At 51.6% G+C, this 25515-nt stretch carries 26 protein-coding genes; 17 read left to right on the top strand and 9 right to left on the bottom strand.

Annotation, left to right across the window (positions count from 1 at the left end; all coding sequences use genetic code 11):
* Nucleotides 1–10: 10 nt before the first annotated feature.
* The 13 genes from rseP to tilS all read left to right on the top strand — a co-directional run bounded on the left by rseP (nt 11) and on the right by tilS (nt 15438).
* Nucleotides 11–1363, top strand: a complete 1353-nt coding sequence (gene rseP / locus C3D30_RS13375) for a sigma E protease regulator RseP (RefSeq protein ID WP_000948225.1) — start codon at nt 11–13, stop codon at nt 1361–1363.
* 29 nt (nt 1364–1392) lie between these two features.
* Nucleotides 1393–3825 carry an outer membrane protein assembly factor BamA gene (gene bamA, locus C3D30_RS13370; protein WP_001240898.1) on the top strand — a complete coding sequence of 811 codons (2433 nt, stop codon included), beginning with the start codon at nt 1393–1395 and terminating at the stop codon, nt 3823–3825.
* Nucleotides 3826–3946: 121 nt separating this feature from the next.
* Nucleotides 3947–4432 (top strand): molecular chaperone Skp, encoded by a 486-nt coding sequence (gene skp, locus C3D30_RS13365; RefSeq protein WP_000758956.1) that lies wholly within the window; start codon nt 3947–3949, stop codon nt 4430–4432.
* Between the two features lie 3 nt (nt 4433–4435).
* Nucleotides 4436–5461 (top strand): UDP-3-O-(3-hydroxymyristoyl)glucosamine N-acyltransferase, encoded by a 1026-nt coding sequence (lpxD, locus tag C3D30_RS13360; protein ID WP_001139274.1) that lies wholly within the window; start codon nt 4436–4438, stop codon nt 5459–5461.
* 104 nt (nt 5462–5565) lie between these two features.
* Nucleotides 5566–6021: a 3-hydroxyacyl-ACP dehydratase FabZ gene (fabZ, locus tag C3D30_RS13355; RefSeq protein WP_000210739.1), complete on the top strand. Its 456-nt coding sequence runs from the start codon at nt 5566–5568 to the stop codon at nt 6019–6021.
* Nucleotides 6022–6024: 3 nt separating this feature from the next.
* Nucleotides 6025–6813 carry an acyl-ACP--UDP-N-acetylglucosamine O-acyltransferase gene (lpxA, locus tag C3D30_RS13350; RefSeq protein ID WP_000565966.1) on the top strand — a complete coding sequence of 263 codons (789 nt, stop codon included), beginning with the start codon at nt 6025–6027 and terminating at the stop codon, nt 6811–6813.
* Complete coding sequence (gene lpxB, locus C3D30_RS13345) at nt 6813–7961, top strand: lipid-A-disaccharide synthase (RefSeq protein WP_105286977.1); 1149 nt, start codon at nt 6813–6815, stop codon at nt 7959–7961. Before lpxA ends, lpxB begins: the two co-directional genes overlap by 1 nt.
* Nucleotides 7958–8554: a ribonuclease HII gene (rnhB, locus tag C3D30_RS13340; protein ID WP_105286976.1), complete on the top strand. Its 597-nt coding sequence runs from the start codon at nt 7958–7960 to the stop codon at nt 8552–8554. Before lpxB ends, rnhB begins: the two co-directional genes overlap by 4 nt.
* 36 nt (nt 8555–8590) lie before the next feature.
* Nucleotides 8591–12073, top strand: coding sequence for a DNA polymerase III subunit alpha (gene dnaE, locus C3D30_RS13335; protein WP_001294794.1), 3483 nt, complete (start codon nt 8591–8593; stop codon nt 12071–12073).
* Nucleotides 12074–12085: 12 nt separating this feature from the next.
* Complete coding sequence (gene accA, locus C3D30_RS13330) at nt 12086–13045, top strand: acetyl-CoA carboxylase carboxyl transferase subunit alpha (RefSeq protein ID WP_000055746.1); 960 nt, start codon at nt 12086–12088, stop codon at nt 13043–13045.
* Between the two features lie 221 nt (nt 13046–13266).
* Nucleotides 13267–13521, top strand: a complete 255-nt coding sequence (locus C3D30_RS13325; protein ID WP_000644313.1) for a DUF4282 domain-containing protein — start codon at nt 13267–13269, stop codon at nt 13519–13521.
* 164 nt (nt 13522–13685) lie between these two features.
* Entirely contained in the window at nt 13686–14075 is a 390-nt protein-coding gene (locus tag C3D30_RS13320) for a VOC family protein (protein ID WP_000901104.1), read from the top strand.
* A gap of 64 nt (nt 14076–14139) precedes the next feature.
* Nucleotides 14140–15438 (top strand): tRNA lysidine(34) synthetase TilS, encoded by a 1299-nt coding sequence (gene tilS / locus C3D30_RS13315; protein WP_105286975.1) that lies wholly within the window; start codon nt 14140–14142, stop codon nt 15436–15438.
* 48 nt (nt 15439–15486) lie between these two features.
* On the opposite strand, the gene rof is transcribed toward tilS, so the two are convergent.
* Both rof and C3D30_RS13305 read right to left on the bottom strand, forming a co-directional pair.
* Nucleotides 15487–15747: a Rho-binding antiterminator gene (gene rof, locus C3D30_RS13310; RefSeq protein WP_000062320.1), complete on the bottom strand. Its 261-nt coding sequence runs from the start codon at nt 15745–15747 to the stop codon at nt 15487–15489.
* Entirely contained in the window at nt 15734–15934 is a 201-nt protein-coding gene (locus C3D30_RS13305; protein ID WP_000417058.1) for a YaeP family protein, read from the bottom strand. Before C3D30_RS13305 ends, rof begins: the two co-directional genes overlap by 14 nt.
* 165 nt (nt 15935–16099) lie before the next feature.
* Here C3D30_RS13305 and C3D30_RS13300 point away from each other — a divergent pair, with 165 nt between their 5' ends.
* From C3D30_RS13300 to nlpE, 3 genes are read left to right on the top strand one after another with little or no spacing between them, the layout of a single operon-like run.
* On the top strand, nt 16100–16645 hold the full coding sequence (locus C3D30_RS13300; protein ID WP_001185297.1) for a YaeQ family protein: 546 nt from the start codon (nt 16100–16102) through the stop codon (nt 16643–16645).
* Nucleotides 16642–17064, top strand: coding sequence for an alternative ribosome rescue aminoacyl-tRNA hydrolase ArfB (gene arfB, locus C3D30_RS13295; RefSeq protein WP_000635551.1), 423 nt, complete (start codon nt 16642–16644; stop codon nt 17062–17064). The genes C3D30_RS13300 and arfB overlap by 4 nt, the downstream gene beginning before the upstream one ends.
* A 14-nt stretch (nt 17065–17078) precedes the next feature.
* Entirely contained in the window at nt 17079–17789 is a 711-nt protein-coding gene (gene nlpE / locus C3D30_RS13290; RefSeq protein WP_000239166.1) for an envelope stress response activation lipoprotein NlpE, read from the top strand.
* A gap of 155 nt (nt 17790–17944) precedes the next feature.
* Here the strand turns inward: nlpE and C3D30_RS13285 are convergent, their stop codons facing one another.
* The 7 genes from C3D30_RS13285 to metN all read right to left on the bottom strand — a co-directional run bounded on the left by C3D30_RS13285 (nt 17945) and on the right by metN (nt 24409).
* Nucleotides 17945–18769, bottom strand: a complete 825-nt coding sequence (locus C3D30_RS13285; RefSeq protein ID WP_010351968.1) for a YaeF family permuted papain-like enzyme — start codon at nt 18767–18769, stop codon at nt 17945–17947.
* Nucleotides 18770–18821: 52 nt separating this feature from the next.
* A complete protein-coding gene (gene proS / locus C3D30_RS13280; RefSeq protein ID WP_001260711.1) occupies nt 18822–20540 on the bottom strand; it encodes a proline--tRNA ligase in 1719 nt (572 codons plus the stop codon).
* 110 nt (nt 20541–20650) lie between these two features.
* Entirely contained in the window at nt 20651–21358 is a 708-nt protein-coding gene (tsaA, locus tag C3D30_RS13275; protein WP_000094017.1) for a tRNA (N6-threonylcarbamoyladenosine(37)-N6)-methyltransferase TrmO, read from the bottom strand.
* Entirely contained in the window at nt 21355–21759 is a 405-nt protein-coding gene (gene rcsF, locus C3D30_RS13270) for an envelope stress sensor lipoprotein RcsF (protein ID WP_001202318.1), read from the bottom strand. Before rcsF ends, tsaA begins: the two co-directional genes overlap by 4 nt.
* A 117-nt stretch (nt 21760–21876) precedes the next feature.
* Nucleotides 21877–22692: a methionine ABC transporter substrate-binding lipoprotein MetQ gene (gene metQ / locus C3D30_RS13265; protein ID WP_000874226.1), complete on the bottom strand. Its 816-nt coding sequence runs from the start codon at nt 22690–22692 to the stop codon at nt 21877–21879.
* Between the two features lie 39 nt (nt 22693–22731).
* Entirely contained in the window at nt 22732–23385 is a 654-nt protein-coding gene (locus C3D30_RS13260; protein ID WP_001294600.1) for a methionine ABC transporter permease MetI, read from the bottom strand.
* Complete coding sequence (gene metN, locus C3D30_RS13255) at nt 23378–24409, bottom strand: methionine ABC transporter ATP-binding protein MetN (protein ID WP_000593991.1); 1032 nt, start codon at nt 24407–24409, stop codon at nt 23378–23380. Before metN ends, C3D30_RS13260 begins: the two co-directional genes overlap by 8 nt.
* 187 nt (nt 24410–24596) lie before the next feature.
* Between metN and gmhB the strand changes: the two genes are divergently transcribed.
* Entirely contained in the window at nt 24597–25169 is a 573-nt protein-coding gene (gmhB, locus tag C3D30_RS13250) for a D-glycero-beta-D-manno-heptose 1,7-bisphosphate 7-phosphatase (protein WP_032224508.1), read from the top strand.
* Nucleotides 25170–25515: the final 346 nt, after the last annotated feature.

The raw sequence follows: 25515 nt of genomic DNA, 5'->3' as shown, positions 1-25515 counted from the left end.
GGAAGGTATTATGCTGAGTTTTCTCTGGGATTTGGCTTCGTTCATCGTTGCATTGGGTGTACTTATCACCGTGCATGAATTTGGTCATTTCTGGGTTGCCCGGCGTTGCGGTGTTCGCGTTGAGCGTTTCTCTATAGGTTTTGGTAAGGCGCTCTGGCGCCGAACTGATAAGCTAGGCACCGAATATGTCATCGCCCTGATCCCTTTGGGCGGTTATGTCAAAATGCTGGATGAGCGTGCTGAACCGGTTGTTCCGGAGCTTCGCCACCATGCCTTCAATAATAAATCTGTTGGCCAACGTGCGGCGATCATTGCCGCAGGTCCGGTTGCAAACTTCATTTTTGCTATCTTTGCTTACTGGCTGGTTTTTATCATTGGTGTGCCTGGCGTACGCCCGGTGGTTGGTGAAATATCAGCCAATTCGATAGCTGCACAAGCACAAATTGCACCAGGAACGGAACTAAAAGCCGTAGATGGTATCGAAACGCCTGATTGGGATGCCGTGCGTTTGCAGTTGGTCGATAAAATTGGTGATGAAAGCACCATCATTACCGTAGCACCATTTGGTAGCGACCAGCGGCGAGATGTAAAGCTCGATTTACGTCAGTGGGCATTTGAGCCTGATAAAGAAGATCCAGTATCTTCTTTGGGGATTCGTCCCCGTGGGCCGCAAATTGAACCTGTAGTGGAAAATGTGCAGCCAAATTCGGCGGCAAACAAGGCGGGTTTGCAAGCAGGCGACAGGATCGTTAAAGTCGATGGTCAGCCATTAACGCAATGGGTGACCTTTGTGATGCTTGTCCGGGATAATCCGGGTAAATCCTTAGCGTTGGAAATCGAAAGACAGGGGAGTCCCTTGTCTTTAACATTAGTCCCGGAGAGCAAACCGGGCAATGGTAAGGCGATTGGTTTTGTCGGCATTGAGCCGAAAGTCATTCCTTTGCCAGATGAGTATAAAGTTGTACGCCAGTATGGGCCGTTCAACGCCATCGTCGAAGCCACGGACAAAACGTGGCAGTTGATGAAGCTGACGGTCAGTATGCTGGGAAAATTGATCACCGGTGATGTGAAACTGAACAACCTCAGTGGGCCGATCTCTATCGCCAAGGGGGCTGGGATGACAGCGGAACTCGGGGTTGTTTATTATCTACCGTTTCTTGCGCTTATTAGCGTGAACTTAGGGATAATTAACCTGTTTCCGTTGCCCGTACTTGACGGGGGGCATCTGCTGTTCCTTGCGATCGAAAAGATCAAGGGCGGACCGGTATCCGAGCGGGTTCAAGACTTTTGTTATCGCATTGGCTCGATTCTGCTGGTGCTGTTAATGGGGCTTGCACTTTTCAATGATTTCTCTCGGTTATGAGAGTTAGTTAGGAAGAACGCATAATAACGATGGCGATGAAAAAGTTGCTCATAGCGTCGCTGCTGTTTAGCAGCGCCACCGTATACGGTGCTGAAGGGTTCGTAGTGAAAGATATTCATTTCGAAGGCCTTCAGCGTGTCGCCGTTGGTGCGGCCCTCCTCAGTATGCCGGTGCGCACAGGCGACACGGTTAATGATGAAGATATCAGTAATACCATTCGCGCTCTGTTTGCTACCGGCAACTTTGAGGATGTTCGTGTCCTTCGTGATGGTGATACCCTTCTGGTTCAGGTAAAAGAACGTCCGACCATTGCCAGCATCACTTTCTCCGGGAACAAATCGGTGAAAGATGACATGCTGAAGCAAAACCTCGAGGCTTCTGGCGTGCGTGTGGGCGAATCTCTTGATCGCACCACCATTGCTGATATCGAAAAAGGTCTGGAAGACTTCTACTACAGCGTCGGTAAATATAGCGCCAGCGTAAAAGCTGTCGTGACTCCACTGCCGCGTAACCGTGTTGACCTTAAACTGGTGTTCCAGGAAGGTGTGTCAGCAGAAATCCAACAAATCAATATTGTTGGTAACCATGCTTTCACCACCGACGAACTGATCTCTCATTTCCAGCTGCGTGACGAAGTGCCGTGGTGGAACGTGGTAGGCGATCGTAAATACCAGAAACAGAAACTGGCGGGCGACCTTGAAACCCTGCGCAGTTACTATCTGGATCGCGGTTATGCCCGTTTCAACATCGACTCGACCCAGGTCAGTCTGACGCCGGATAAAAAAGGTATCTACGTCACGGTGAACATCACCGAAGGCGATCAGTACAAGCTTTCTGGCGTTGAAGTGAGCGGTAACCTTGCCGGGCACTCCGCTGAAATTGAGCAGTTGACTAAGATCGAGCCGGGCGAGCTGTATAACGGCACCAAAGTGACCAAAATGGAAGATGACATTAAAAAGCTTCTCGGTCGCTATGGTTATGCCTATCCGCGCGTACAGTCGATGCCTGAAATTAACGATGCCGACAAGACCGTTAAATTACGTGTGAACGTTGATGCGGGTAACCGTTTCTATGTGCGTAAGATCCGTTTTGAAGGTAACGACACGTCGAAAGATGCTGTTCTGCGCCGTGAAATGCGCCAGATGGAAGGGGCATGGCTGGGTAGCGATCTGGTCGATCAGGGTAAAGAGCGTCTGAATCGTCTGGGCTTCTTTGAAACAGTCGACACTGACACTCAGCGTGTTCCGGGTAGCCCGGATCAGGTTGATGTGGTCTACAAGGTCAAAGAACGTAACACCGGTAGCTTCAACTTTGGTATTGGTTACGGTACTGAAAGTGGCGTGAGCTTCCAGGCTGGCGTGCAACAGGATAACTGGTTAGGTACGGGTTATGCTGTTGGTATCAACGGAACCAAAAACGATTACCAGACCTATGCTGAACTGTCGGTAACCAACCCGTACTTCACCGTAGATGGCGTAAGCCTCGGTGGCCGTCTCTTCTATAATGACTTCCAGGCAGATGACGCCGACCTGTCCGACTATACCAACAAGAGTTATGGTACAGACGTGACGTTGGGCTTCCCGATCAACGAATATAACTCGTTGCGTGCAGGTCTGGGTTATGTGCATAACTCCCTGTCCAACATGCAGCCGCAGGTTGCGATGTGGCGTTATCTGTACTCTATGGGTGAACATCCGAGCACCTCTGATCAGGATAACAGCTTCAAAACGGACGACTTCACGTTCAACTATGGTTGGACCTATAACAAACTTGACCGTGGGTACTTCCCGACAGATGGTTCGCGTGTCAACTTGACGGGTAAAGTGACCATTCCGGGATCGGATAACGAATACTACAAAGTGACGTTAGACACGGCGACTTATGTACCGATCGATGACGATCACAAATGGGTTGTTCTGGGTCGTACTCGTTGGGGTTACGGTGATGGTTTAGGCGGCAAAGAGATGCCGTTCTACGAGAACTTCTATGCCGGTGGTTCCAGCACCGTGCGTGGCTTCCAGTCCAACACCATTGGTCCGAAAGCAGTTTACTTCCCGCATCAGGCCAGTAATTATGATCCGGACTACGATTACGAATGTGCGACTCAGGACGGAGCGAAAGACCTGTGTAAATCGGATGATGCTGTAGGTGGTAACGCCATGGCGGTTGCCAGCCTCGAACTCATCACCCCGACGCCATTCATTAGCGACAAGTATGCTAACTCGGTTCGTACTTCCTTCTTCTGGGATATGGGCACCGTTTGGGATACAAACTGGGATTCCAGCCAATATTCTGGATATCCGGACTATAGCGATCCAAGCAATATCCGTATGTCTGCGGGTATCGCATTACAATGGATGTCCCCATTGGGGCCGTTGGTGTTCTCCTACGCCCAGCCGTTCAAAAAGTACGATGGAGACAAGGCAGAACAGTTCCAGTTTAACATCGGTAAAACCTGGTAAGTGTTCTCCACAAAGGAATGTAGTGGTAGTGTAGCGATGACTTTAGGCGATCAATATAAGATCGCCGGGCCACGCAAAGAACTGCACCCTCCGGTGCAAATGGGATGGTAAGGAGTTTATTGTGAAAAAGTGGTTATTAGCTGCAGGTCTCGGTTTAGCACTGGCAACTTCTGCTCAGGCGGCTGACAAAATTGCAATCGTCAATATGGGCAGCCTGTTCCAGCAGGTAGCACAGAAAACCGGTGTTTCTAACACGCTGGAAAATGAGTTCAAAGGCCGTGCCAGCGAACTGCAGCGTATGGAAACCGATCTGCAAGCTAAAATGAAAAAGCTGCAGTCTATGAAAGCCGGTAGCGATCGTACTAAGCTGGAAAAAGACGTGATGGCTCAGCGCCAGACTTTTGCTCAGAAAGCGCAGGCTTTTGAGCAGGATCGCGCACGTCGTTCCAACGAAGAACGCGGCAAACTGGTTACTCGTATCCAGACTGCTGTGAAATCCGTTGCCAACAGCCAGGATATCGATCTGGTTGTTGATGCAAACGCCGTTGCTTACAACAGCAGCGATGTAAAAGACATCACTGCCGACGTACTGAAACAGGTTAAATAAGTAATGCCTTCAATTCGACTGGCTGATTTAGCGCAGCAGTTGGATGCAGAACTACACGGTGATGGCGATATCGTCATCACCGGCGTTGCGTCCATGCAATCTGCACAAACAGGTCACATCACGTTCATGGTTAACCCAAAATACCGTGAGCATTTAGGCTTGTGCCAGGCGTCTGCGGTTGTCATGACCCAGGACGATCTTCCTTTCGCGAAAAGTGCCGCGCTGGTAGTGAAGAATCCCTACCTGACTTACGCGCGCATGGCGCAAATTTTAGATACCACGCCGCAGCCCGCGCAGGACATTGCACCCAGTGCAGTGATCGACGCGACGGCGAAGCTGGGTAACAACGTTTCGATTGGCGCGAACGCGGTGATTGAGTCCGGTGTTGAGCTGGGCGATAACGTGATTATTGGTGCCGGTTGCTTCGTTGGTAAAAACAGCAAAATCGGCGCAGGTTCGCGCCTTTGGGCGAACGTAACCATTTACCATGAGATCCAGATCGGTCAGAATTGCCTGATCCAATCCGGAACGGTGGTAGGCGCGGACGGTTTTGGCTATGCCAACGATCGTGGTAACTGGGTGAAGATCCCTCAGATTGGTCGCGTGATTATTGGCGATCGCGTGGAGATCGGCGCCTGTACTACCATCGATCGTGGTGCTCTGGATGACACCATTATCGGTAATGGCGTGATCATTGATAACCAGTGCCAGATTGCACATAACGTTGTGATTGGCGACAATACGGCGGTTGCCGGTGGCGTCATTATGGCGGGCAGCCTGAAAATTGGTCGTTACTGCATGATCGGCGGTGCCAGCGTAATCAACGGGCATATGGAAATATGCGATAAAGTGACGGTTACGGGCATGGGTATGGTGATGCGTCCTATCACTGAACCTGGCGTCTATTCCTCAGGCATTCCGCTGCAACCCAACAAAGTCTGGCGCAAAACCGCTGCACTGGTGATGAACATTGATGATATGAGCAAGCGTCTGAAATCGCTTGAGCGCAAGGTTAATCAACAAGACTAACGTTCCATCTTTTGTTCGCCAAACTTTACGGCCTGTCTCATTCTTACGATTGCGGCAGGCCGTGTTATTATTGTCGTTTCTTATATTTTGACAGGAAGAGTATCTTGACTACTAACACTCATACTCTGCAGATTGAAGAGATTTTAGAACTTCTGCCACACCGTTTCCCGTTCTTACTGGTGGATCGCGTGCTGGATTTTGAAGAAGGTCGTTTTCTGCGCGCAGTAAAAAATGTCTCTGTCAATGAGCCATTCTTCCAGGGCCATTTCCCTGGAAAACCGATTTTCCCGGGTGTGCTGATTCTGGAAGCAATGGCACAGGCAACAGGTATTCTGGCGTTTAAAAGCGTAGGAAAACTGGAACCGGGTGAGCTGTACTACTTCGCCGGTATTGACGAAGCGCGCTTTAAGCGCCCGGTCGTGCCAGGCGATCAAATGATCATGGAAGTCACTTTCGAAAAAACGCGCCGTGGCCTGACCCGTTTTAAAGGGGTTGCTCTGGTCGACGGTAAAGTAGTTTGCGAAGCAACGATGATGTGTGCTCGTAGCCGGGAGGCCTGATACGTGATTGATAAATCCGCCTTTGTGCATCCAACCGCCATTGTGGAAGAGGGCGCGTCGATTGGCGCCAATGCTCACATTGGTCCTTTTTGTATCGTTGGACCCCATGTCGAAATTGGTGAGGGTACCGTACTGAAATCTCACGTTGTCGTGAATGGCCATACTAAAATTGGTCGCGACAATGAGATTTATCAGTTCGCCTCCATCGGCGAAGTTAACCAGGATCTGAAATATGCTGGCGAACCGACCCGTGTGGAAATCGGCGATCGTAACCGCATTCGCGAAAGCGTCACCATTCATCGTGGCACAGTCCAGGGCGGTGGATTGACGAAGGTGGGCAGCGACAACTTACTGATGATCAATGCTCACATTGCGCACGATTGTACGGTAGGTAACCGCTGTATTCTCGCCAACAACGCAACGCTGGCGGGGCACGTATCGGTAGATGACTTCGCGATCATCGGCGGCATGACCGCAGTCCATCAGTTCTGCATCATTGGTGCGCACGTGATGGTTGGCGGTTGCTCCGGTGTGGCGCAGGACGTCCCTCCTTATGTTATTGCGCAGGGTAACCACGCAACGCCGTTCGGTGTCAATATCGAAGGGCTGAAGCGTCGCGGTTTTAGCCGTGAGGCGATTACCGCTATCCGCAATGCGTATAAGCTGATTTATCGCAGCGGAAAAACGCTCGATGAAGTGAAACCGGAAATTGCTGAACTGGCGGAAACTTATCCGGAAGTGAAAGCGTTTACCGATTTCTTTGCACGCTCAACGCGCGGTCTGATTCGTTAATGGCTGAACAGCGTCCATTAACGATTGCCCTGGTCGCCGGAGAAACCTCCGGCGATATCCTGGGAGCCGGTTTAATCCGCGCTCTGAAAGAGCGTGTGCCCAACGCCCGCTTTGTTGGTGTTGCCGGGCCTCGGATGCAGGCTGAAGGCTGCGAAGCCTGGTACGAAATGGAAGAGCTGGCGGTGATGGGCATTGTTGAAGTGCTCGGTCGTTTGCGTCGCTTACTGCATATTCGAGCCGATCTGACGAAACGTTTTGGTGAGCTAAAGCCAGATGTTTTTGTCGGCATTGATGCGCCTGACTTCAATATTACCCTCGAAGGTAACCTCAAAAAGCAGGGTATCAAAACCATTCATTACGTCAGTCCGTCCGTGTGGGCGTGGCGACAGAAACGCGTTTTCAAAATAGGCAGAGCCACCGATCTGGTGCTCGCATTTCTGCCTTTCGAAAAAGCGTTTTATGACAAATACAACGTGCCGTGCCGTTTTATCGGTCACACCATGGCTGATGCCATGCCGTTAGATCCAGATAAAAACGCCGCCCGTGATGTGTTGGGGATACCCCACGATGCCCACTGCCTGGCGTTGCTGCCTGGCAGTCGTGGCGAGGAAGTTGAGATGCTTAGTGCCGATTTCCTGAAAACGGCCCAGCTTTTGCGCCAAACATATCCCGATCTTGAGATTGTGGTGCCGCTGGTGAATGCCAAACGCCGCGAGCAGTTTGAACGCATCAAAGCTGAAGTTGCGCCAGACCTTGCTGTTCATCTCTTAGATGGATTGGGGCGTGAGGCGATGGTGGCAAGCGATGCGGCGTTACTGGCGTCGGGCACGGCGGCACTCGAGTGTATGCTGGCGAAATGCCCGATGGTGGTGGGGTATCGCATGAAGCCTTTCACCTTCTGGCTGGCGAAGCGACTGGTGAAAACTGATTATGTCTCTCTACCCAATTTGCTGGCTGGCAGAGAGTTAGTCAAAGAGTTATTGCAGGAAGAGTGTGAGCCGCAAAAACTGGCTGCGGCGCTGTTACCGCTGTTGGCGGATGGTAAAACCAGCCACGCAATGCACGACACCTTCCGCGAACTGCATCAGCAGATCCGCTGCAATGCCGATGAGCAGGCGGCACAAGCCGTTCTGGAGTTAGCACAATGATCGAATTTGTTTATCCGCACACGCAGCTTGTTGCGGGTGTGGATGAAGTCGGGCGCGGGCCGTTGGTTGGCGCGGTTGTCACCGCTGCCGTGATCCTCGACCCGGCGCGTCCGATTGTCGGGCTAAATGATTCCAAAAAGCTGAGCGAAAAACGCCGTCTGGCGTTGTATGAAGAGATTAAAGAGAAAGCGTTAAGCTGGAGTCTGGGTCGCGCGGAACCCTATGAAATCGACGAACTGAATATTCTACACGCGACCATGCTGGCGATGCAGCGTGCGGTTGCGGGGCTGCATATTGCGCCGGAATATGTGTTGATTGATGGTAACCGCTGTCCGAAATTACCGATGCCGTCGATGGCTGTAGTTAAAGGCGACAGCCGCGTGCCGGAAATCAGTGCCGCGTCTATTCTGGCGAAAGTCACGCGCGACGCTGAAATGGCGGCGCTGGACATCGTTTATCCACAATATGGTTTTGCCCAACACAAAGGGTATCCAACAGCTTTTCATCTTGAAAAACTGGCTGAACACGGCGCGACCGAACACCATCGGCGCAGCTTTGGCCCTGTCAAACGCGCACTGGGACTTGCGTCCTGATTCTTGTGTCGAGATTAAGTAAACCGGAATCTGAAGATGTCTGAACCACGTTTCGTTCACCTACGGGTGCACAGCGACTACTCGATGATCGATGGCCTGGCAAAAACCGCGCCGCTGGTAAAAAAGGCGGCGGCGTTGGGTATGCCAGCACTGGCGATCACCGATTTCACCAACCTTTGCGGTCTGGTGAAGTTCTACGGAGCGGGACATGGCGCAGGGATTAAACCCATCGTCGGGGCGGATTTTAACGTCCAGTGCGATCTGTTGGGGGATGAGTTAACTCACCTGACGGTACTGGCGGCTAACAATACCGGCTATCAGAATCTGACGTTGCTGATCTCAAAAGCGTATCAGCGCGGGTACGGTGCAGCCGGGCCAATCATCGATCGCGACTGGCTTATCGAATTAAACGAAGGGCTGATCCTCCTTTCCGGCGGGCGCATGGGCGACGTCGGACGCAGCCTTTTGCGTGGTAACAGCACGCTGGTGGATGAGTGTGTTGCGTTTTATGAAGAACACTTCCCGGATCGCTATTTTCTCGAATTGATTCGCACCGGCAGGCCGGACGAAGAAAGCTATCTGCACGCGGCGGTAGAACTGGCGGAAGCGCGCGGTTTGCCCGTCGTGGCGACCAACGACGTGCGCTTTATCGACAGCAGCGACTTTGACGCGCACGAAATCCGCGTCGCGATCCACGACGGCTTTACTCTCGATGATCCTAAACGCCCACGTAACTATTCGCCGCAGCAATATATGCGTAGCGAAGAGGAGATGTGCGAGCTGTTTGCCGACATCCCCGAAGCCCTTGCCAACACCGTTGAGATCGCCAAACGTTGTAACGTAACTGTGCGTCTGGGTGAATACTTCCTGCCACAGTTCCCGACCGGGGACATGAGCACCGAAGATTATCTGGTCAAGCGCGCAAAAGAAGGGCTGGAAGAGCGTCTGGCATTTTTATTCCCTGACGAGGAAGAACGTCTTAAGCGTCGCCCGGAATATGACGAACGTCTGGATACTGAACTTCAGGTTATCAACCAGATGGGCTTCCCCGGCTACTTCCTCATCGTTATGGAATTTATCCAGTGGTCGAAAGATAACGGCGTACCGGTAGGGCCAGGTCGTGGCTCCGGTGCGGGTTCTCTGGTGGCTTATGCGCTGAAAATCACCGACCTCGATCCGCTGGAATTTGACCTGCTGTTCGAACGTTTCCTTAACCCGGAACGTGTCTCCATGCCTGACTTCGACGTTGACTTCTGTATGGAGAAACGCGACCAGGTTATCGAACACGTGGCGGACATGTACGGTCGCGATGCGGTATCGCAGATCATCACCTTCGGTACGATGGCGGCAAAAGCGGTGATCCGCGACGTAGGCCGCGTGCTGGGGCATCCGTATGGCTTTGTCGATCGTATCTCGAAACTGATCCCGCCCGATCCGGGGATGACGCTGGCGAAAGCGTTTGAAGCAGAGCCGCAGCTGCCGGAAATCTACGAAGCGGACGAAGAAGTTAAGGCGCTGATCGACATGGCGCGCAAACTGGAAGGGGTCACCCGTAACGCCGGTAAACACGCCGGTGGGGTGGTTATCGCGCCGACCAAAATTACCGATTTTGCGCCGCTTTATTGCGATGAAGAGGGCAAACATCCGGTCACGCAGTTTGATAAAAGCGACGTTGAATACGCCGGGCTGGTGAAGTTCGACTTCCTCGGTTTGCGTACGCTCACCATCATCAACTGGGCGCTGGAGATGATCAACAAGCGGCGGGCGAAGAATGGCGAGCCGCCGCTGGATATCGCTGCGATCCCGCTGGATGACAAGAAAAGTTTTGACATGCTGCAACGCTCGGAAACCACGGCGGTATTCCAGCTTGAATCGCGCGGCATGAAAGACCTGATCAAGCGTCTGCAACCTGACTGCTTCGAAGATATGATCGCACTGGTGGCACTATTCCGCCCCGGTCCGTTGCAATCAGGGATGGTGGATAACTTTATCGACCGTAAACATGGTCGCGAAGAGATCTCCTATCCGGACGTGCAGTGGCAGCATGAAAGTCTGAAACCAGTACTGGAACCGACTTACGGCATTATCCTGTATCAGGAACAGGTAATGCAGATTGCCCAGGTACTTTCTGGTTATACCCTCGGCGGTGCAGATATGTTGCGTCGTGCGATGGGTAAGAAAAAGCCGGAAGAGATGGCTAAGCAGCGTTCTGTTTTTGCTGAAGGTGCAGAAAAGAACGGGATCAACGCCGAACTGGCGATGAAAATCTTCGACCTGGTGGAGAAATTCGCCGGTTACGGATTTAACAAATCGCACTCTGCGGCCTATGCTTTGGTGTCATATCAAACGTTATGGCTGAAAGCGCACTATCCGGCAGAGTTTATGGCGGCGGTGATGACCGCCGATATGGATAATACCGAGAAGGTGGTTGGCCTGGTGGATGAGTGCTGGCGGATGGGGCTGAAAATCCTGCCACCAGATATAAACTCCGGTCTTTACCATTTCCACGTCAACGATGACGGCGAAATCGTGTATGGTATTGGCGCCATCAAAGGGGTAGGTGAGGGGCCAATTGAGGCCATCATCGAAGCCCGTAATAAAGGCGGCTACTTTCGCGAACTGTTTGATCTCTGCGCCCGCACCGACACCAAAAAGTTGAACCGTCGTGTGCTGGAAAAACTGATCATGTCCGGGGCGTTTGACCGTCTGGGGCCACACCGCGCGGCGCTGATGAACTCGCTGGGCGATGCGTTAAAAGCGGCAGATCAACACGCGAAAGCAGAAGCCATCGGCCAGGCCGATATGTTTGGCGTACTGGCGGAAGAGCCGGAGCAAATTGAACAATCTTACGCTAGCTGCCAGCCGTGGCCGGAACAGGTGGTGTTAGATGGGGAACGTGAAACGTTAGGTCTGTACCTGACGGGCCACCCTATCAACCAGTATTTAAAAGAGATTGAGCGTTATGTCGGAGGCGTAAGGCTGAAAGACATGCACCCGACAGAACGTGGTAAAGTCACCACGGCTGCGGGGCTCGTTATTGCCGCGCGGGTTATGGTCACCAAGCGCGGCAATCGTATCGGTATCTGCACGCTGGATGACCGTTCCGGGCGGCTGGAAGTCATGTTGTTTACTGACGCCCTGGATAAATACCAGCAATTGCTGGAAAAAGACCGCATACTTATCGTCAGCGGACAGGTCAGCTTTGATGACTTCAGCGGTGGGCTTAAAATGACCGCTCGCGAAGTGATGGATATTGACGAAGCCCGGGAAAAATATGCTCGCGGGCTTGCTATCTCGCTGACGGACAGGCAAATTGATGACCAGCTTTTAAACCGACTCCGTCAGTCTCTGGAACCCCACCGCTCTGGGACAATTCCAGTACATCTCTACTATCAGAGGGCGGATGCACGTGCGCGGTTGCGTTTTGGCGCGACGTGGCGTGTCTCTCCGAGCGATCGTTTATTAAACGATCTCCGTGGCCTCATTGGTTCGGAGCAGGTGGAACTGGAGTTTGACTAATACAGGAATACTATGAGTCTGAATTTCCTTGATTTTGAACAGCCGATTGCAGAGCTGGAAGCGAAAATCGATTCTCTGACTGCGGTTAGCCGCCAGGATGAGAAACTGGATATTAACATCGATGAAGAAGTGCATCGTCTGCGTGAAAAAAGCGTAGAACTGACGCGTAAAATCTTCGCCGATCTCGGTGCATGGCAAATTGCGCAACTGGCTCGCCATCCACAGCGTCCTTATACCCTGGATTACGTTCGCCTGGCATTTGATGAATTTGACGAACTGGCAGGTGATCGCGCGTATGCAGATGACAAAGCTATCGTTGGTGGTATCGCCCGTCTCGATGGTCGTCCGGTGATGATTATTGGTCACCAGAAAGGTCGTGAAACCAAAGAAAAAATTCGCCGTAACTTTGGTATGCCAGCGCCAGAAGGTTACCGCAAAGCACTGCGTCTGATGCAAATGGCTGAACGCTTTAAGATGCCAATCATCACCTTTATCGACACACCGGGGGCATATCCAGGCGTGGGCGCAGAAGAGCGTGGTCAGTCTGAAGCCATCGCGCGTAACCTGCGTGAAATGTCTCGCCTGAGCGTACCGACTATTTGTACCGTTATTGGTGAAGGTGGTTCTGGTGGCGCGCTGGCGATTGGCGTGGGCGATAAAGTGAATATGCTGCAATACAGCACCTATTCTGTTATCTCGCCGGAAGGGTGTGCTTCCATTCTGTGGAAGAGCGCCGATAAAGCGCCGCTGGCGGCTGAAGCGATGGGCATCATCGCTCCGCGTCTGAAAGAACTGAAATTGATCGACTCCATCATCCCGGAACCGCTGGGCGGCGCTCACCGTAACCCGGAAGCGATGGCGGCGTCTTTGAAAGCGCAACTGCTGGCGGATCTGGCCGATCTCGACGTGTTAAGCACTGAAGATTTAAAAAATCGTCGTTATCAGCGCCTGATGAGCTACGGCTACGCGTAATCAGCAAATGTTCTGAAAAGGGTCACTTCGGTGACCTTTTTTGTATGTGGTTTATTTAGTCATATTATAAATACATTTAGATAATCTTACTTTCATTTCCCTCATCCCAAAAACTCTTGAACTCATGTTGATAACTCCGATTTCGGAGGCATATACCAATATACACAGTAGTTAAAAATAATATAAATTTATCAGGCTCATAGAATTTTTAAGGATAAAATATGAAAGCAATTTTAGGATTTGATCGTCTTCTTATGCCGCGTGTACTGGTGTTTTTTTACTGGCTGGCTATGGTGCTGACACTGATAGGCGGTGTCTTCTCCATATTTAGCGGAAACTTTCTCTTAGGGTTAGCTTATACCGTCATTGGTCTTATAAGCTGTCGTATGACTTTCGAATTAATTATGATAGCGTTTAAGAATAACGAATATTTGCGCCGCATTGCTGAGAGTGTTAGCAAGAATAGCGCAGAGTAATCTCCTGTAAAACGCTTCACCAAACCGCATCTCAACCGCTATTACAGGCGTTTGAGATGTTGTTTTAAAGTCAGTGTAAATGTCTGATTCATCTTTCCTGCAATTTATGCGTATTATCAATATATCGCGATGCACGTGCGTATCATATCAATGCAGGAGATTCTATGTTGGGTTTAAAACAGGTTCACCATATTGCGATTATTGCGACGGATTATGCGGTGAGCAAAGCTTTCTACTGCGATATTCTCGGCTTCACGCTGCAAAGTGAAGTCTATCGTGAAGAGCGCGATTCGTGGAAAGGAGATTTGGCGCTTAACGGACAATATGTGATTGAACTTTTCTCATTTCCGTTCCCGCCGGAGCGCCCCAGCCGACCGGAAGCCTGCGGCCTGCGGCATCTGGCGTTTAGCGTTGATGATATCGATGCGGCAGTGGTGCACTTGCAAAGCCATAACGTGAAGTGTGAAGCCATCCGTGTCGATCCATACACGCAAAGACGCTTCACGTTCTTTAACGATCCTGACGGGCTGCCGCTGGAACTGTATGAGCAGTAAGGCTTGTCATCGCCGCATTTGCCCGGTAACGTGCCGGGCATTGCTACTGTAAAATCGCACCATCATGACACTCACGCTGAATAGACAACTTCTCACCTCACGCCAGATTCTGGTGGCCTTTAGCGGCGGGCTTGACTCTACCGTTCTGCTGCATCAGCTGGTGCAGTGGCGGATGGAAAATCCGGACGTCACTCTGCGCGCTATCCATGTGCATCACGGTTTAAGTGCCAATGCCGATGCCTGGGTTACGCATTGCGAAAATATCTGCCAACAGTGGCAGGTGCCACTGGTGGTTGAGCGCGTACAACTTGCGCAAGAGGGGCTAGGTATTGAGGCCCAGGCACGGCAGGCGCGTTATCAGGCATTTGCTCGTACCTTGTTACCTGGCGAAGTGCTGGTTACCGCGCAGCATCTTGACGATCAATGTGAAACCTTTCTGCTGGCGCTAAAACGCGGTAGCGGCCCTGCCGGGCTTTCGGCTATGGGGGAAGTCTCCGATTTTGCCGGAACGCGGCTTATCCGCCCGTTGCTCGCCCGCACGCGGGGGGAACTGGAGCTGTGGGCGCGTGAGCATGATTTACGCTGGATTGAAGACGAAAGTAATCAGGATGATTCCTACGATCGTAATTTCCTGCGCCTGCGCGTAGTGCCGTTATTGCAGCAGCGTTGGCCGCATTTTGCCGAAACAACGGCCCGCAGCGCCGCACTTTGTGCTGAACAAGAGAGCCTGCTGGATGAACTGCTGGCAGATGATTTAGCACACTGTCAATCGCCGCAGGGGACGCTGCAGATTGCGCCAATGCTGGCGATGAGTGATGCCCGTCGCGCGGCGATTATTCGCCGCTGGCTGGCAGGGCAGAATGCACCGATGCCTTCCCGCGACGCGCTGGTGAGGATCTGGCAGGAAGTGGCGCTGGCGCGGGAAGATGCCTCCCCCTGTTTACGCTTGGGCGCGTTTGAAATCCGACGCTATCAGTCGCAACTGTGGTGGATTAAATCCGTCACCGGGCAAAGCGAAAACATTGTGCCGTGGCAGACGTGGCTTCAACCGCTGGAATTACCGGCGGGGCTGGGAAGTGTACAGCTTAATGCGGGAGGCGATATTCGCCCTCCGCGTGCAGACGCAGCGGTCAGCGTGCGTTTCAAAGCGCCAGGATTGCTGCATATTGTCGGGCGTAACGGCGGACGTAAGCTAAAGAAAATCTGGCAAGAGCTGGGCGTGCCGCCGTGGCTACGTGACACCACGCCACTGCTGTTTTATGGCGAAACGCTGATTGCGGCGGCAGGGGTATTTGTGACGCAAGAAGGTGTGGCTGAAGGTGAGAATGGTGTAAGTTTTATCTGGAATAGAACGCTTAGTTAAGTGAAGGCCGGATATGACGCATCAAACGTCGCATCCGGCGAAAGTCAATCAGGACTCGCTCACCACCACCGTACCGATTTCCGGGTGGCTAAAGCTGGTAATTTTATCCAGACGTAGCTCGCGGGTTTCGCCAGCGGCTTCGACGACCAGATACTCCACATTTTTGCGGGAGACTAAATCGCTGGCCTTCCCCTGCAATTTTTCACCATCTTTCATCTCAAGTGTCAGCATTAAATGATGCTGGCAGGCGAGCTCAAGATTATCGTAATCATCACAATTGATTGGTTGATACGTATCATTCATTGACATAATCGCTCACCAGTAAGTTTGCCGCAGCGTATGCTGCTTTTTCCCTGACAGCCTCTGAAAGGGCGTCGTCGGCAGCCATTTCATTCAGCACTTTCAAAACGCAGCCCAGCGCGTCCGGAACGTATCCTAAGTCTCCGCTGGCGATTTCCGCGTACCGCTTGCGTATTAACTCACAATATTTTTCCACATGCCCTCCTGTCAGCACTCTGACTTAACCGTGGATGCAAGTCTAAGCCTACGAAGATAAACTCTGTTTCGCAAGGTGACTATACCACACTCATTTCTGCAATATCAGCGTCGCAACTGCACGTATTCCGTTACAATGGCCTCCTGATTCGAAAGGAGTTTTCTTATGGCGCTTAAAGCGACAATTTATAAAGCGACGGTTAATGTAGCCGATCTCGACCGCAACCAGTTTCTCGATGCCTCTCTGACGCTGGCGCGCCATCCTTCAGAAACCCAGGAGCGTATGATGCTGCGCCTGCTGGCGTGGCTGAAATATGCTGATGAACGTTTGCAATTTACCCGTGGCTTGTGTGCCGATGATGAGCCGGAAGCGTGGCTGCGTAACGATCACCTGGGCATTGATTTGTGGATTGAGCTGGGGCTGCCGGATGAGCGGCGGGTTAAGAAAGCCTGTACTCAGGCCGCAGAAGTGGCGCTGTTTGCCTATAATAGTCGGGCCGCGCAAATCTGGTGGCAGCAAAATCAGAGCAAATGCGCGCAGTTTGCCAATCTTTCCGTCTGGTATCTGGACGACGAGCAACTGGCAAAAGTGAGCGCCTTTGCCGATCGTACCATGACGCTGCAGGCAACGATTCAGGATGGTGTTATCTGGTTATCGGATGATAAGAATAATCTGGAAGTGAACTTAACCGCCTGGCAACAACCTTCATGATTGTGATTTCCCGACATGTCGCTATCCCCGATGGTGAGCTTGAGATCACTGCCATTCGTGCACAGGGCGCGGGCGGGCAGCATGTTAATAAGACCTCAACGGCTATTCATCTGCGTTTTGACATTCGGGCGTCCAGCCTGCCAGAGTATTACAAAGAGCGTCTGCTCGCCGCCAGCCATCATTTGATCAGCAGTGATGGCGTGATTGTCATTAAGGCACAGGAATACCGCAGTCAGGAACTGAACCGCGAAGCGGCACTGGCCCGGCTGGTGGCTGTGATTAAAGAATTAACAACAGAACAAAAAGCCCGACGACCCACGCGCCCCACCCGTGCATCGAAAGAGCGCAGGCTGGCGTCGAAAGCACAAAAATCAAGCGTGAAGGCGATGCGCAGCAAAGTGCGCAGCGGTCGGGAATAAAAAGTAAGGAATGGATGGTGAAAAAAGCGATAGTGACAGCGATGGCTGTAATCAGCCTCTTTACTCTAATGGGATGTAATAATCGGGCCGAAGTCGATACGCTTTCTCCGGCGCAGGCTGCCGAACTGAAACCGATGCCGCAAAGTTGGCGCGGCGTGCTGCCGTGTGCCGATTGCGAAGGAATCGAAACCTCTCTGTTCCTCGAAAAAGACGGAACATGGGTGATGAATGAACGTTATCTGGGGGCGCGTGAAGAGCCTTCCTCTTTCGCTTCCTACGGTACATGGGCGCGAACCGCTGACAAGCTGGTATTAACCGACAGCAAAGGTGAAAAGTCATATTATCGGGCGAAAGGGGATGCGCTGGAGATGCTCGATCGTGAAGGTAATCCGATTGAATCGCAGTTCAACTACACGCTGGAACCTGCAAAGTCCAGCCTCCCCATGACACCGATGACTCTGCGTGGCATGTATTTTTATATGGCTGATGCGGCGACCTTTACTGATTGCGCGACCGGAAAACGTTTCATGGTAGCGAATAACGCAGAGCTGGAACGGGGCTACCTGGCTGCGCGCGGTAACAGTGAAAAATCCGTGTTACTGTCTGTAGAAGGTCACTTTACGCTTGAGGCTAACCCGGATACCGGTGCGCCGACCAAAGTATTAGCGCCCGATACGGCGGGTAAATTTTACCCGAACAAGGATTGCAGTAGTTTGAGTCAGTAAACCTGCTTGAGGCAGAAACAAACGCAAAATTGCCAGATGCGCTGCGCTTATCAGGCCTACAGCATATAGTGCAACATTTTGAATTAACACGATTTTGTAGGCCGGATAAGGCGTTTACGCCGCATCCGGCATTTTGTGCACGAGGCTGGCTTTTATCACCGAGTCAGCCCAACAAAGCGACCCGCTTTGATATAAATTCCTGGCTTCAGGTGCCCAATATACTGTAACTGTGTTTCTGGCTTAAACGCAGAGACATCACCAGCACGCATATGCATTAGATCGGCAGGGCTAATCCAGCCTGACTGCGCCAGCGTAAGCGGATGCCCGGCTTTGGCAAATGCATCAGTGACAAACTCCGAACAAAACCACGACTTTTTGTCTCCTTCTCCCACACCGCTTAACTGCGATTTCGCCAGGCCGCTGACGCACTGTTGGCGAAAATCTTCGGAGAAAGGATTTAGTGAGCACATCTGGCGGGTCACCATAAACGGAATGAACTCGACAATGCCGCGATAGTTGTAACCGCTATTTTTGATTTTATTGGCGAACGCGGTGATTTCTGTGGCTTGTTGCGGGGTAAGGTCCGGGACTCGTAAGACGAAAAGCTTATCGCTATGCCTCATGGCTTTTTTAAGGGGGACAATCTGGACGCCGTCTCCAGTCGCTTCTGCAACGTTATTTTCACCCAAATAGATTGCAACGTGACTTACAGAGGAAGTGCTGAAGACGCGGATACCAAATGAGGTTACCCCAAGGCTTGAGGAGAACAGCAAATCGCCGGGTTTGAGATCAGGTTCGGTTATTTCTTTTATTGATCGTTCGGTGAAAGAGCTTTGATGCTGGAATTTGACTGCCCATGTTTTCGCCTCGGCATCTACCGCTGTGGCTGATGAGTCTGGCTGGCTGATATCAACGGTACAGGCCGAAAGTAAAAGAAAGCTGGGGAGAAGCAGGCGGTAGTACGCCTTTGGTTTATCCATTTTATACAATCCATGTAAAAAAGGGCCCTGAAATTCAGGACCCTTTCTGGCATCAGCCTTTAATCTGTTTCACCAGATAATCGACGATGTCACCAGTCTTAATTAACTGTTTCTCGCCGTTACGACGATATTTATATTCGATATCGTCGTTGTCAAGGTTACGGTCGCCCAGCACAATAGTGTGCGGAATACCGATCAGTTCCATATCAGCAAACATCACGCCCGGACGCTCTTTGCGGTCATCCAGCAGCACTTCGATACCCTGCGCGCGCAGTTCGCTGTACAGTTTCTCGGCCAGTTCCTGTACGCGGAAGGATTTGTGCATGTTCATCGGCAGAATTGCGACCTGGAACGGTGCGATAGCATCAGGCCATACGATGCCGCGTTCGTCGTAGTTCTGCTCAATTGCCGCAGCCACAACGCGCGTTACCCCGATACCGTAGCAACCCATCGTCAGGATCTGGTTACGACCATCTTCGCCCTGAACGGAGGCTTTCAGTGCTTCGGAGTACTTAGTACCCAGCTGGAAGATGTGACCGACTTCGATACCACGTTTGATCAGCAGCGTACCCTGACCATCCGGGCTTGGATCGCCTGCCACCACGTTACGGATATCAGCAACTTCCGGGGTGGCGACATCGCGATCCCAGTTGATACCGAAGTAGTGTTTGCCATCGATGTTAGCACCGGCAGCAAAATCACTCATTGCCGCAACGGTACGGTCAATCACCACCGGAATCGGCATGTTTACCGGACCCAGTGAGCCTGGGCCTGCTTTAACCACGGCACGAATTTCTTCTTCGGTCGCGAAAGTCAGCGGGCTGGCAACCTGTGGCAGTTTTTCTGCTTTAACTTCGTTCAGCTCGTGGTCACCACGCACCAGCAACGCAACCAGCGGGAAGCTACTGCCTTCAACCGCTTTAACCAGCAGAGTCTTAACCGTTTTCTCAATCGGCAGATTGAACTGTTCAACCAGTTCAGCGATGGTTTTCGCGTTCGGCGTATCAACCAGAGTCATTTCCTGGGTGGCAGCAGCGCGCGGTTCTTTCGGCGCGATAGCTTCTGCCAGTTCAATGTTCGCTGCATAGTCAGAGGTGTCGGAGAAAACCACATCGTCTTCACCGCTCTGCGCCAGCACCTGGAATTCGTGAGAGGCGCTGCCGCCGATAGAACCGGTGTCAGCCTGTACGGCGCGGAAATCCAGCCCCATACGGCTAAAGATTTTGCTGTAGGCCGCATACATTGCATCGTAGGTTTCCTGCAGGGATTCCTGAGAAGTGTGGAAAGAGTAAGCATCTTTCATCAGGAATTCGCGGGAACGCATGACGCCGAAACGCGGACGCACTTCATCACGGAACTTGGTCTGGATCTGATAGAAGTTCAACGGCAGCTGTTTGTAAGAGCTAAGCTCGTTACGAATCAGGTCAGTGATCACTTCTTCGTGAGTTGGGCCGAGTACGAACGGACGCTCGCCACGGTCAACAAAACGCAGCAGTTCCGGACCGTACTGTTCCCAACGACCACTCTCTTGCCACAAATCGGCTGGCTGAACCACCGGCATCGACACCTCGATCGCACCGGCGTTGTTCATCTCTTCACGCACGATGTTTTCGACTTTTTTCAGAACGCGCACGCCGGTCGGCAGCCAGGTATATAACCCGGAGGCCAGCTTGCGGATCATCCCGGCGCGCAGCATCAGCTGATGGCTGATCACCTCGGCGTCGGCAGGTGTCTCCTTGAGAGTGGAGAGCAGGTATTGGCTAGTACGCATGTTGTTACGGTTCCAGTTGGAAGGTAGAACAGGCTCAAGGCGAGCCTGGGACAAAAAAAGTGATTTAGTTTACCAGTGCAAAAGAAATGTCAAAAGAGAAGGGCGTGAATTTAACGCGGTTCCAGCGCAAAGACTTCAAAACCTGCGTCGGTGACGCGCCAGCGAACGTTAAAATCATGTAGCCAGACGGCATAGGTTTTGCCCGTTTCCTCACCTTTACGATAGGCCGGGCGCGGGTCCTGCGCCAGTACTTCGCGGATAAACAGCGTTAACTGCGGATAACGCTTCTCCAGCGTCAAAAGCTGCTTTTCGACCTCTGCGGTAAAACTCACCGGCATTTCTGCCGCTGGCGCACTTTGCGCATAGCTGGCACTGGCATCGGGAAGCGATTCGGCAAAGGGGAGATACGGTTTGATATCCACTACCGGCGTACCATCGACCAGATCCAGACTGCCGAGCTTCAGAATCACGCTGTCTTTATGGCAAACAACCTCTTTCAGCTCTACCAGCGACATACCAATTGGGTTAGGGCGAAAAGTGGAGCGTGTAGCGAAAACACCCATTCTGGCATTACCACCAAGACGAGGCGGACGCACAGTCGGACGCCAGCCGCCTTCCATCGTTTGATGAAAGACGAAAAGGATCCATAAATGGCTGAATGCTTCCAGGCCGCGAACGGCGTCGGCCTGGTTGTAGGGAGCAATGAGATGCAGTTCGCCGTTGGCGCTTTTTACCAGACCCGGCTGGCGCGGAACGGCGAATTTTTCTTTATAGGGCGAGCGAATAACGCCTATTTGCTCAAACTGGAAACTGCTCATTTTGCCGTAATGTTAAGCGCAGAACCGATACATACAGCCTGACGATAGCAGCCTGGTGTACCGCTGGTGACTTCACAGCTATGCAGTAAAACCGCATTGGCTTTCATTTTAGAGGCGTTGATTTGCATTCGTTTGCGCGCGGTCGGGATGCTCGGCGGAGAATCCTGATTAGAGGCCTGGCAAGAATCACCACTGACTTCCCCAAGATCGCGGAATGGCTTACCGACTAATTCTTCAGCATTAGTATAAATTCGGACCGGCGTGGCGCGCGGTGCTTTCGGTTTTGCTGGCTCCGCTTTTGGCTGGGGTGCGGTGCTTTGAACAGGTTCGACAGGGGATCTGCTTAACATGGAACAGCCGCTCAGCATGAGTGCTAATAAACAGATCGGTAAAGCACGCATAGTATTTCCTCAATGTATGATCAAAACGTCAATATTGAATCAGGCGCTTATAAAAATGACAAGACGGGCAAGCGCCCGTCCTGAATGATATTACAAATTGTGGAAACAGCCTAAAAATTACCAGCCTTTAACTGCACCGCCGTTAAACACTTTGTTTGCTGCTTCATAAACTTCGTCAGACTGATAAGCCTGGACGAATTTCTTCACGTTTTCCGCGTCTTTGTTATCTTCACGCGTTACGATCAGGTTTACGTACGGAGACTCTTTATCTTCGACAAAGATACCGTCTTTCGCCGGAGTCAGGCCAATCTGGCTGGCATAGGTGGTGTTGATAACTGCCAGAGCGATTTGCGCGTCGTCCAGAGAGCGCGGCAGTTGTGGTGCTTCCAGTTCAACAATTTTCAGGTTTTTTGGGTTCTCAACAACATCAAGAACGGTCGGCAGCAGGCCAACGCCATCTTTCAGTTTGATCAAGCCCACTTTTTGCAGCAGCAGCAGTGAACGACCGAGGTTAGTTGGGTCGTTTGGCACGGCAACCTGCGAACCATCCTGCAGTTCATCCAGAGATTTGATCTTCTTGGAGTAACCGGCAATTGGATAAACAAAAGTGTTGCCTACAGCTACCAGTTTGTAGCCACGATCTTTCAGTTGCTGATCAAGATACGGCTTGTGCTGGAAAGCGTTAGCGTCGATATCGCCTTTGCTCAATGCTTCGTTTGGCAGAACATAGTCGTTGAAGGTTACCAGTTCAACGTCCAGACCATATTTGTCTTTCGCGACTTTTTGCGCGACTTCTGCAACCTGCTGTTCGGCACCGACAATGACGCCGACTTTAATGTGGTTCGGATCTTTTTCATCCTGACCGCAACCTACCAGTGCCAGTGATCCAATCAGGGCTCCCACTGCCGCAAAGGTTTTGAATTTGAACGCCATACCTTATTCCTTCTTCAATTATTTATGTTGTGTTGAACGTTACTTGCGAGTGACAGCCCGGACGATGCGGTCGCCTGCGAACTGAATTAAATAAACCAGAATGACCAGCAATACCAGTACCGTATTCATCACTGTCGCGTTATAGCCGATGTAGCCATACTGATAGCCAATCTGACCTAAACCACCGGCACCGACTGCGCCACCCATTGCGGAATAACCGACCAGGGTAATCAGGGTGATAGTTGCGGCGTTTACCAGACCCGGCAACGCTTCCGGTAACAGCACTTTACGGACGATCTGCATTGGCGTGGCACCCATTGCGCGGGAGGCTTCAATTAACCCGGTTGGGATCTCCAGCAGGGCGTTCTCGACCATACGCGCAATAAACGGTGCTGCACCAACGGTCAGTGGAACAATCGCTGCCTGCAAACCAATCGATGTACCGACAATAACGCGAGTAAACGGAATCATCCATACCAGCAAGATAATGAACGGGATGGAACGGAAAATGTTCACAATCGCTGAAACGGTACGATACAACTTCGCGTTAGCAATAATTTGCCCCGGACGCGTGACATAAAGCAGGACGCCAACCGGCAGACCAATCACAAACCCAAAAAAACCGGATACGAAGGTCATTGCCAGCGTTTCCCATACGCCACGAACCAGCAGCCACATCATCGGCTCAGACATAACCCAGTACCTCTACTTTTACATGGTGTTCCTGCAGCCAGGCAATGGCGGCTTGCGTATCTTGTTGTGTGCCGTGCATTTCAGTCAGCATGATGCCGAACTTAACGCCACCGGCGTAATCCATCTGCGCGCTAATAATGTTGTTGTTGACATTGAAACGACGCGCGGTTTCAGAAAGCAGCGGGGCATCGACCGACTGGCCGGTAAACTCAAGGCGCAGCATCGGTACGCAGTCTGCGAATGGCTCCGCTTGCAGACGTTCCTGATAATCTTCCGGGATATCCAGATGCAGGGTTGACTGAATAAACTTCTGCGCCAGCGGCGTTTTCGGATGCGAGAACACTTCGCTTACCGTGTCTTGCTCGATCAGTTCGCCATTGCTGATGACCGCCACACAATCACAAATGCGCTTAACAACGTCCATTTCGTGGGTGATCAACAGAATCGTCAAACCCAGACGGCGGTTGATGTCTTTTAGCAGTTCGAGAATAGAACGCGTGGTTGCCGGGTCCAGCGCGCTGGTGGCTTCATCGCACAGCAATACTTTGGGATTGCTGGCTAATGCACGGGCAATCGCCACACGTTGTTTCTGCCCGCCGGAAAGGTTCGACGGGTAGCTATCATGCTTATCGCCAAGGCCAACCAATGACAGCAATTCTGTCACGCGACGTTTAATCTCGTCTTTCGGCGTGTTGTCCAGCTCCAGCGGCAGCGCCACGTTGCCAAAAACAGTACGCGAAGAGAGCAGGTTAAAATGCTGGAAAATCATACCAATCTGGCGGCGAGCTTTGGTCAACTCGGATTCTGACAGCGTAGTCAGTTCCTGGCCATCTACCAGCACGCTACCCTCGGTTGGGCGCTCCAGCAGGTTTACACAACGTATAAGCGTACTCTTACCCGCGCCTGAGGCACCGATAACGCCATAAATTTGTCCAGCTGGCACATGCAGGCTGACGTTGTTCAACGCCTGGATGGTGCGGGTGCCCTGGTGGAACACTTTGGTGATATTCGAAAGTTTTATCATTGATTATTTATTATCGTCATTAAGTTAGTCGTGGCATTTCGAATGCCTGGAACGGGCAACGCCGTCAATGAAATGGATGTTAAGGCATCCAGACGTCTAAATCAATCAGGTTTATGCGAAGAGCACTTTCTTGCAGGTCGAAACATGCGATACTAGCGTCACATGCCTTATTAAGGAGCTATAAAAGGTGGCGAAGAGCGTACCCGCAATTTTTCTTGACCGTGATGGCACCATTAATGTCGATCACGGCTATGTCCATGAGATCGACAACTTTGAATTTATCGACGGTGTTATTGACGCCATGCGCGAGCTGAAAAAAATGGGCTTTGCGCTGGTGGTAGTAACCAACCAGTCTGGCATTGCTCGCGGTAAATTTACTGAAGCACAGTTTGAAACGCTGACCGAGTGGATGGACTGGTCGCTGGCGGACCGCGATGTCGATCTGGATGGCATCTATTATTGCCCGCATCATCCGCAGGGTAGTGTTGAAGAGTTTCGCCAGGTCTGCGATTGCCGTAAACCGCATCCGGGGATGCTTTTGTCGGCACGCGATTATTTGCATATTGATATGGCCGCTTCTTATATGGTGGGCGATAAATTAGAAGATATGCTGGCAGCGGCTGCGGCGAACGTGGGAACAAAAGTGCTGGTGCGTACGGGTAAACCTGTTACGCCTGAAGCAGAAAATGCAGCGGATTGGGTGTTAAATAGCCTGGCAGACCTGCCGCAAGCGATAAAAAAGCAGCAAAAACCGGCGTAATGATTAAAAGATGAGCGGTTGAAATAAAAATGCATTTTTCCGCTTGTCTTCCTGAGACGACTCCCTATAATGCGCCTCCATCGACACGGCGGATGTGAATCACTTCACACAAACAGCCGGTTCGGTTGAAGAGAAAAATCCTGAAATTCAGGGTTGACTCTGAAAGAGGAAAGCGTAATATACGCCACCTCGCGACAGTGAGCTGAAAGCCGCGTCGCAACTGCTCTTTAACAATTTATCAGACAATCTGTGTGGGCACTCGAAGATACGGATTCTTAACGTCCTCGGACGATAAATGAATACCAAGTCTCAAGAGTGAACACGTAATTCATTACGAAGTTTAATT

Source organism: Escherichia sp. MOD1-EC5433 (assembly GCF_002966005.1).
Classification (GTDB): Bacteria; Pseudomonadota; Gammaproteobacteria; order Enterobacterales; family Enterobacteriaceae; genus Escherichia; species Escherichia ruysiae.
Note: the sequence above shows the minus strand (reverse complement) of the source record. Positions and strands in the feature narration are given on the sequence as shown.

Bases quoted from the DNA above. Each gene is read 5' to 3' on its own strand.
- rseP (WP_000948225.1), top strand. From the start codon at position 11: ATGCTGAGTTTTCTCTGGGATTTGGCTTCGTTCATCGTTGCATTGGGT.
- bamA (WP_001240898.1), top strand. From the start codon at position 1,393: ATGGCGATGAAAAAGTTGCTCATAGCGTCGCTGCTGTTTAGCAGCGCC.
- lpxD (WP_001139274.1), top strand. From the start codon at position 4,436: ATGCCTTCAATTCGACTGGCTGATTTAGCGCAGCAGTTGGATGCAGAA.
- lpxB (WP_105286977.1), top strand. From the start codon at position 6,813: ATGGCTGAACAGCGTCCATTAACGATTGCCCTGGTCGCCGGAGAAACC.
- rnhB (WP_105286976.1), top strand. From the start codon at position 7,958: ATGATCGAATTTGTTTATCCGCACACGCAGCTTGTTGCGGGTGTGGAT.
- dnaE (WP_001294794.1), top strand. From the start codon at position 8,591: ATGTCTGAACCACGTTTCGTTCACCTACGGGTGCACAGCGACTACTCG.
- accA (WP_000055746.1), top strand. From the start codon at position 12,086: ATGAGTCTGAATTTCCTTGATTTTGAACAGCCGATTGCAGAGCTGGAA.
- C3D30_RS13325 (WP_000644313.1), top strand. From the start codon at position 13,267: ATGAAAGCAATTTTAGGATTTGATCGTCTTCTTATGCCGCGTGTACTG.
- C3D30_RS13320 (WP_000901104.1), top strand. From the start codon at position 13,686: ATGTTGGGTTTAAAACAGGTTCACCATATTGCGATTATTGCGACGGAT.
- tilS (WP_105286975.1), top strand. From the start codon at position 14,140: ATGACACTCACGCTGAATAGACAACTTCTCACCTCACGCCAGATTCTG.
- rof (WP_000062320.1), bottom strand. From the start codon at position 15,747: ATGTCAATGAATGATACGTATCAACCAATCAATTGTGATGATTACGAT.
- C3D30_RS13300 (WP_001185297.1), top strand. From the start codon at position 16,100: ATGGCGCTTAAAGCGACAATTTATAAAGCGACGGTTAATGTAGCCGAT.
- arfB (WP_000635551.1), top strand. From the start codon at position 16,642: ATGATTGTGATTTCCCGACATGTCGCTATCCCCGATGGTGAGCTTGAG.
- nlpE (WP_000239166.1), top strand. From the start codon at position 17,079: ATGGTGAAAAAAGCGATAGTGACAGCGATGGCTGTAATCAGCCTCTTT.
- C3D30_RS13285 (WP_010351968.1), bottom strand. From the start codon at position 18,769: ATGGATAAACCAAAGGCGTACTACCGCCTGCTTCTCCCCAGCTTTCTT.
- proS (WP_001260711.1), bottom strand. From the start codon at position 20,540: ATGCGTACTAGCCAATACCTGCTCTCCACTCTCAAGGAGACACCTGCC.
- tsaA (WP_000094017.1), bottom strand. From the start codon at position 21,358: ATGAGCAGTTTCCAGTTTGAGCAAATAGGCGTTATTCGCTCGCCCTAT.
- rcsF (WP_001202318.1), bottom strand. From the start codon at position 21,759: ATGCGTGCTTTACCGATCTGTTTATTAGCACTCATGCTGAGCGGCTGT.
- metQ (WP_000874226.1), bottom strand. From the start codon at position 22,692: ATGGCGTTCAAATTCAAAACCTTTGCGGCAGTGGGAGCCCTGATTGGA.
- C3D30_RS13260 (WP_001294600.1), bottom strand. From the start codon at position 23,385: ATGTCTGAGCCGATGATGTGGCTGCTGGTTCGTGGCGTATGGGAAACG.
- metN (WP_000593991.1), bottom strand. From the start codon at position 24,409: ATGATAAAACTTTCGAATATCACCAAAGTGTTCCACCAGGGCACCCGC.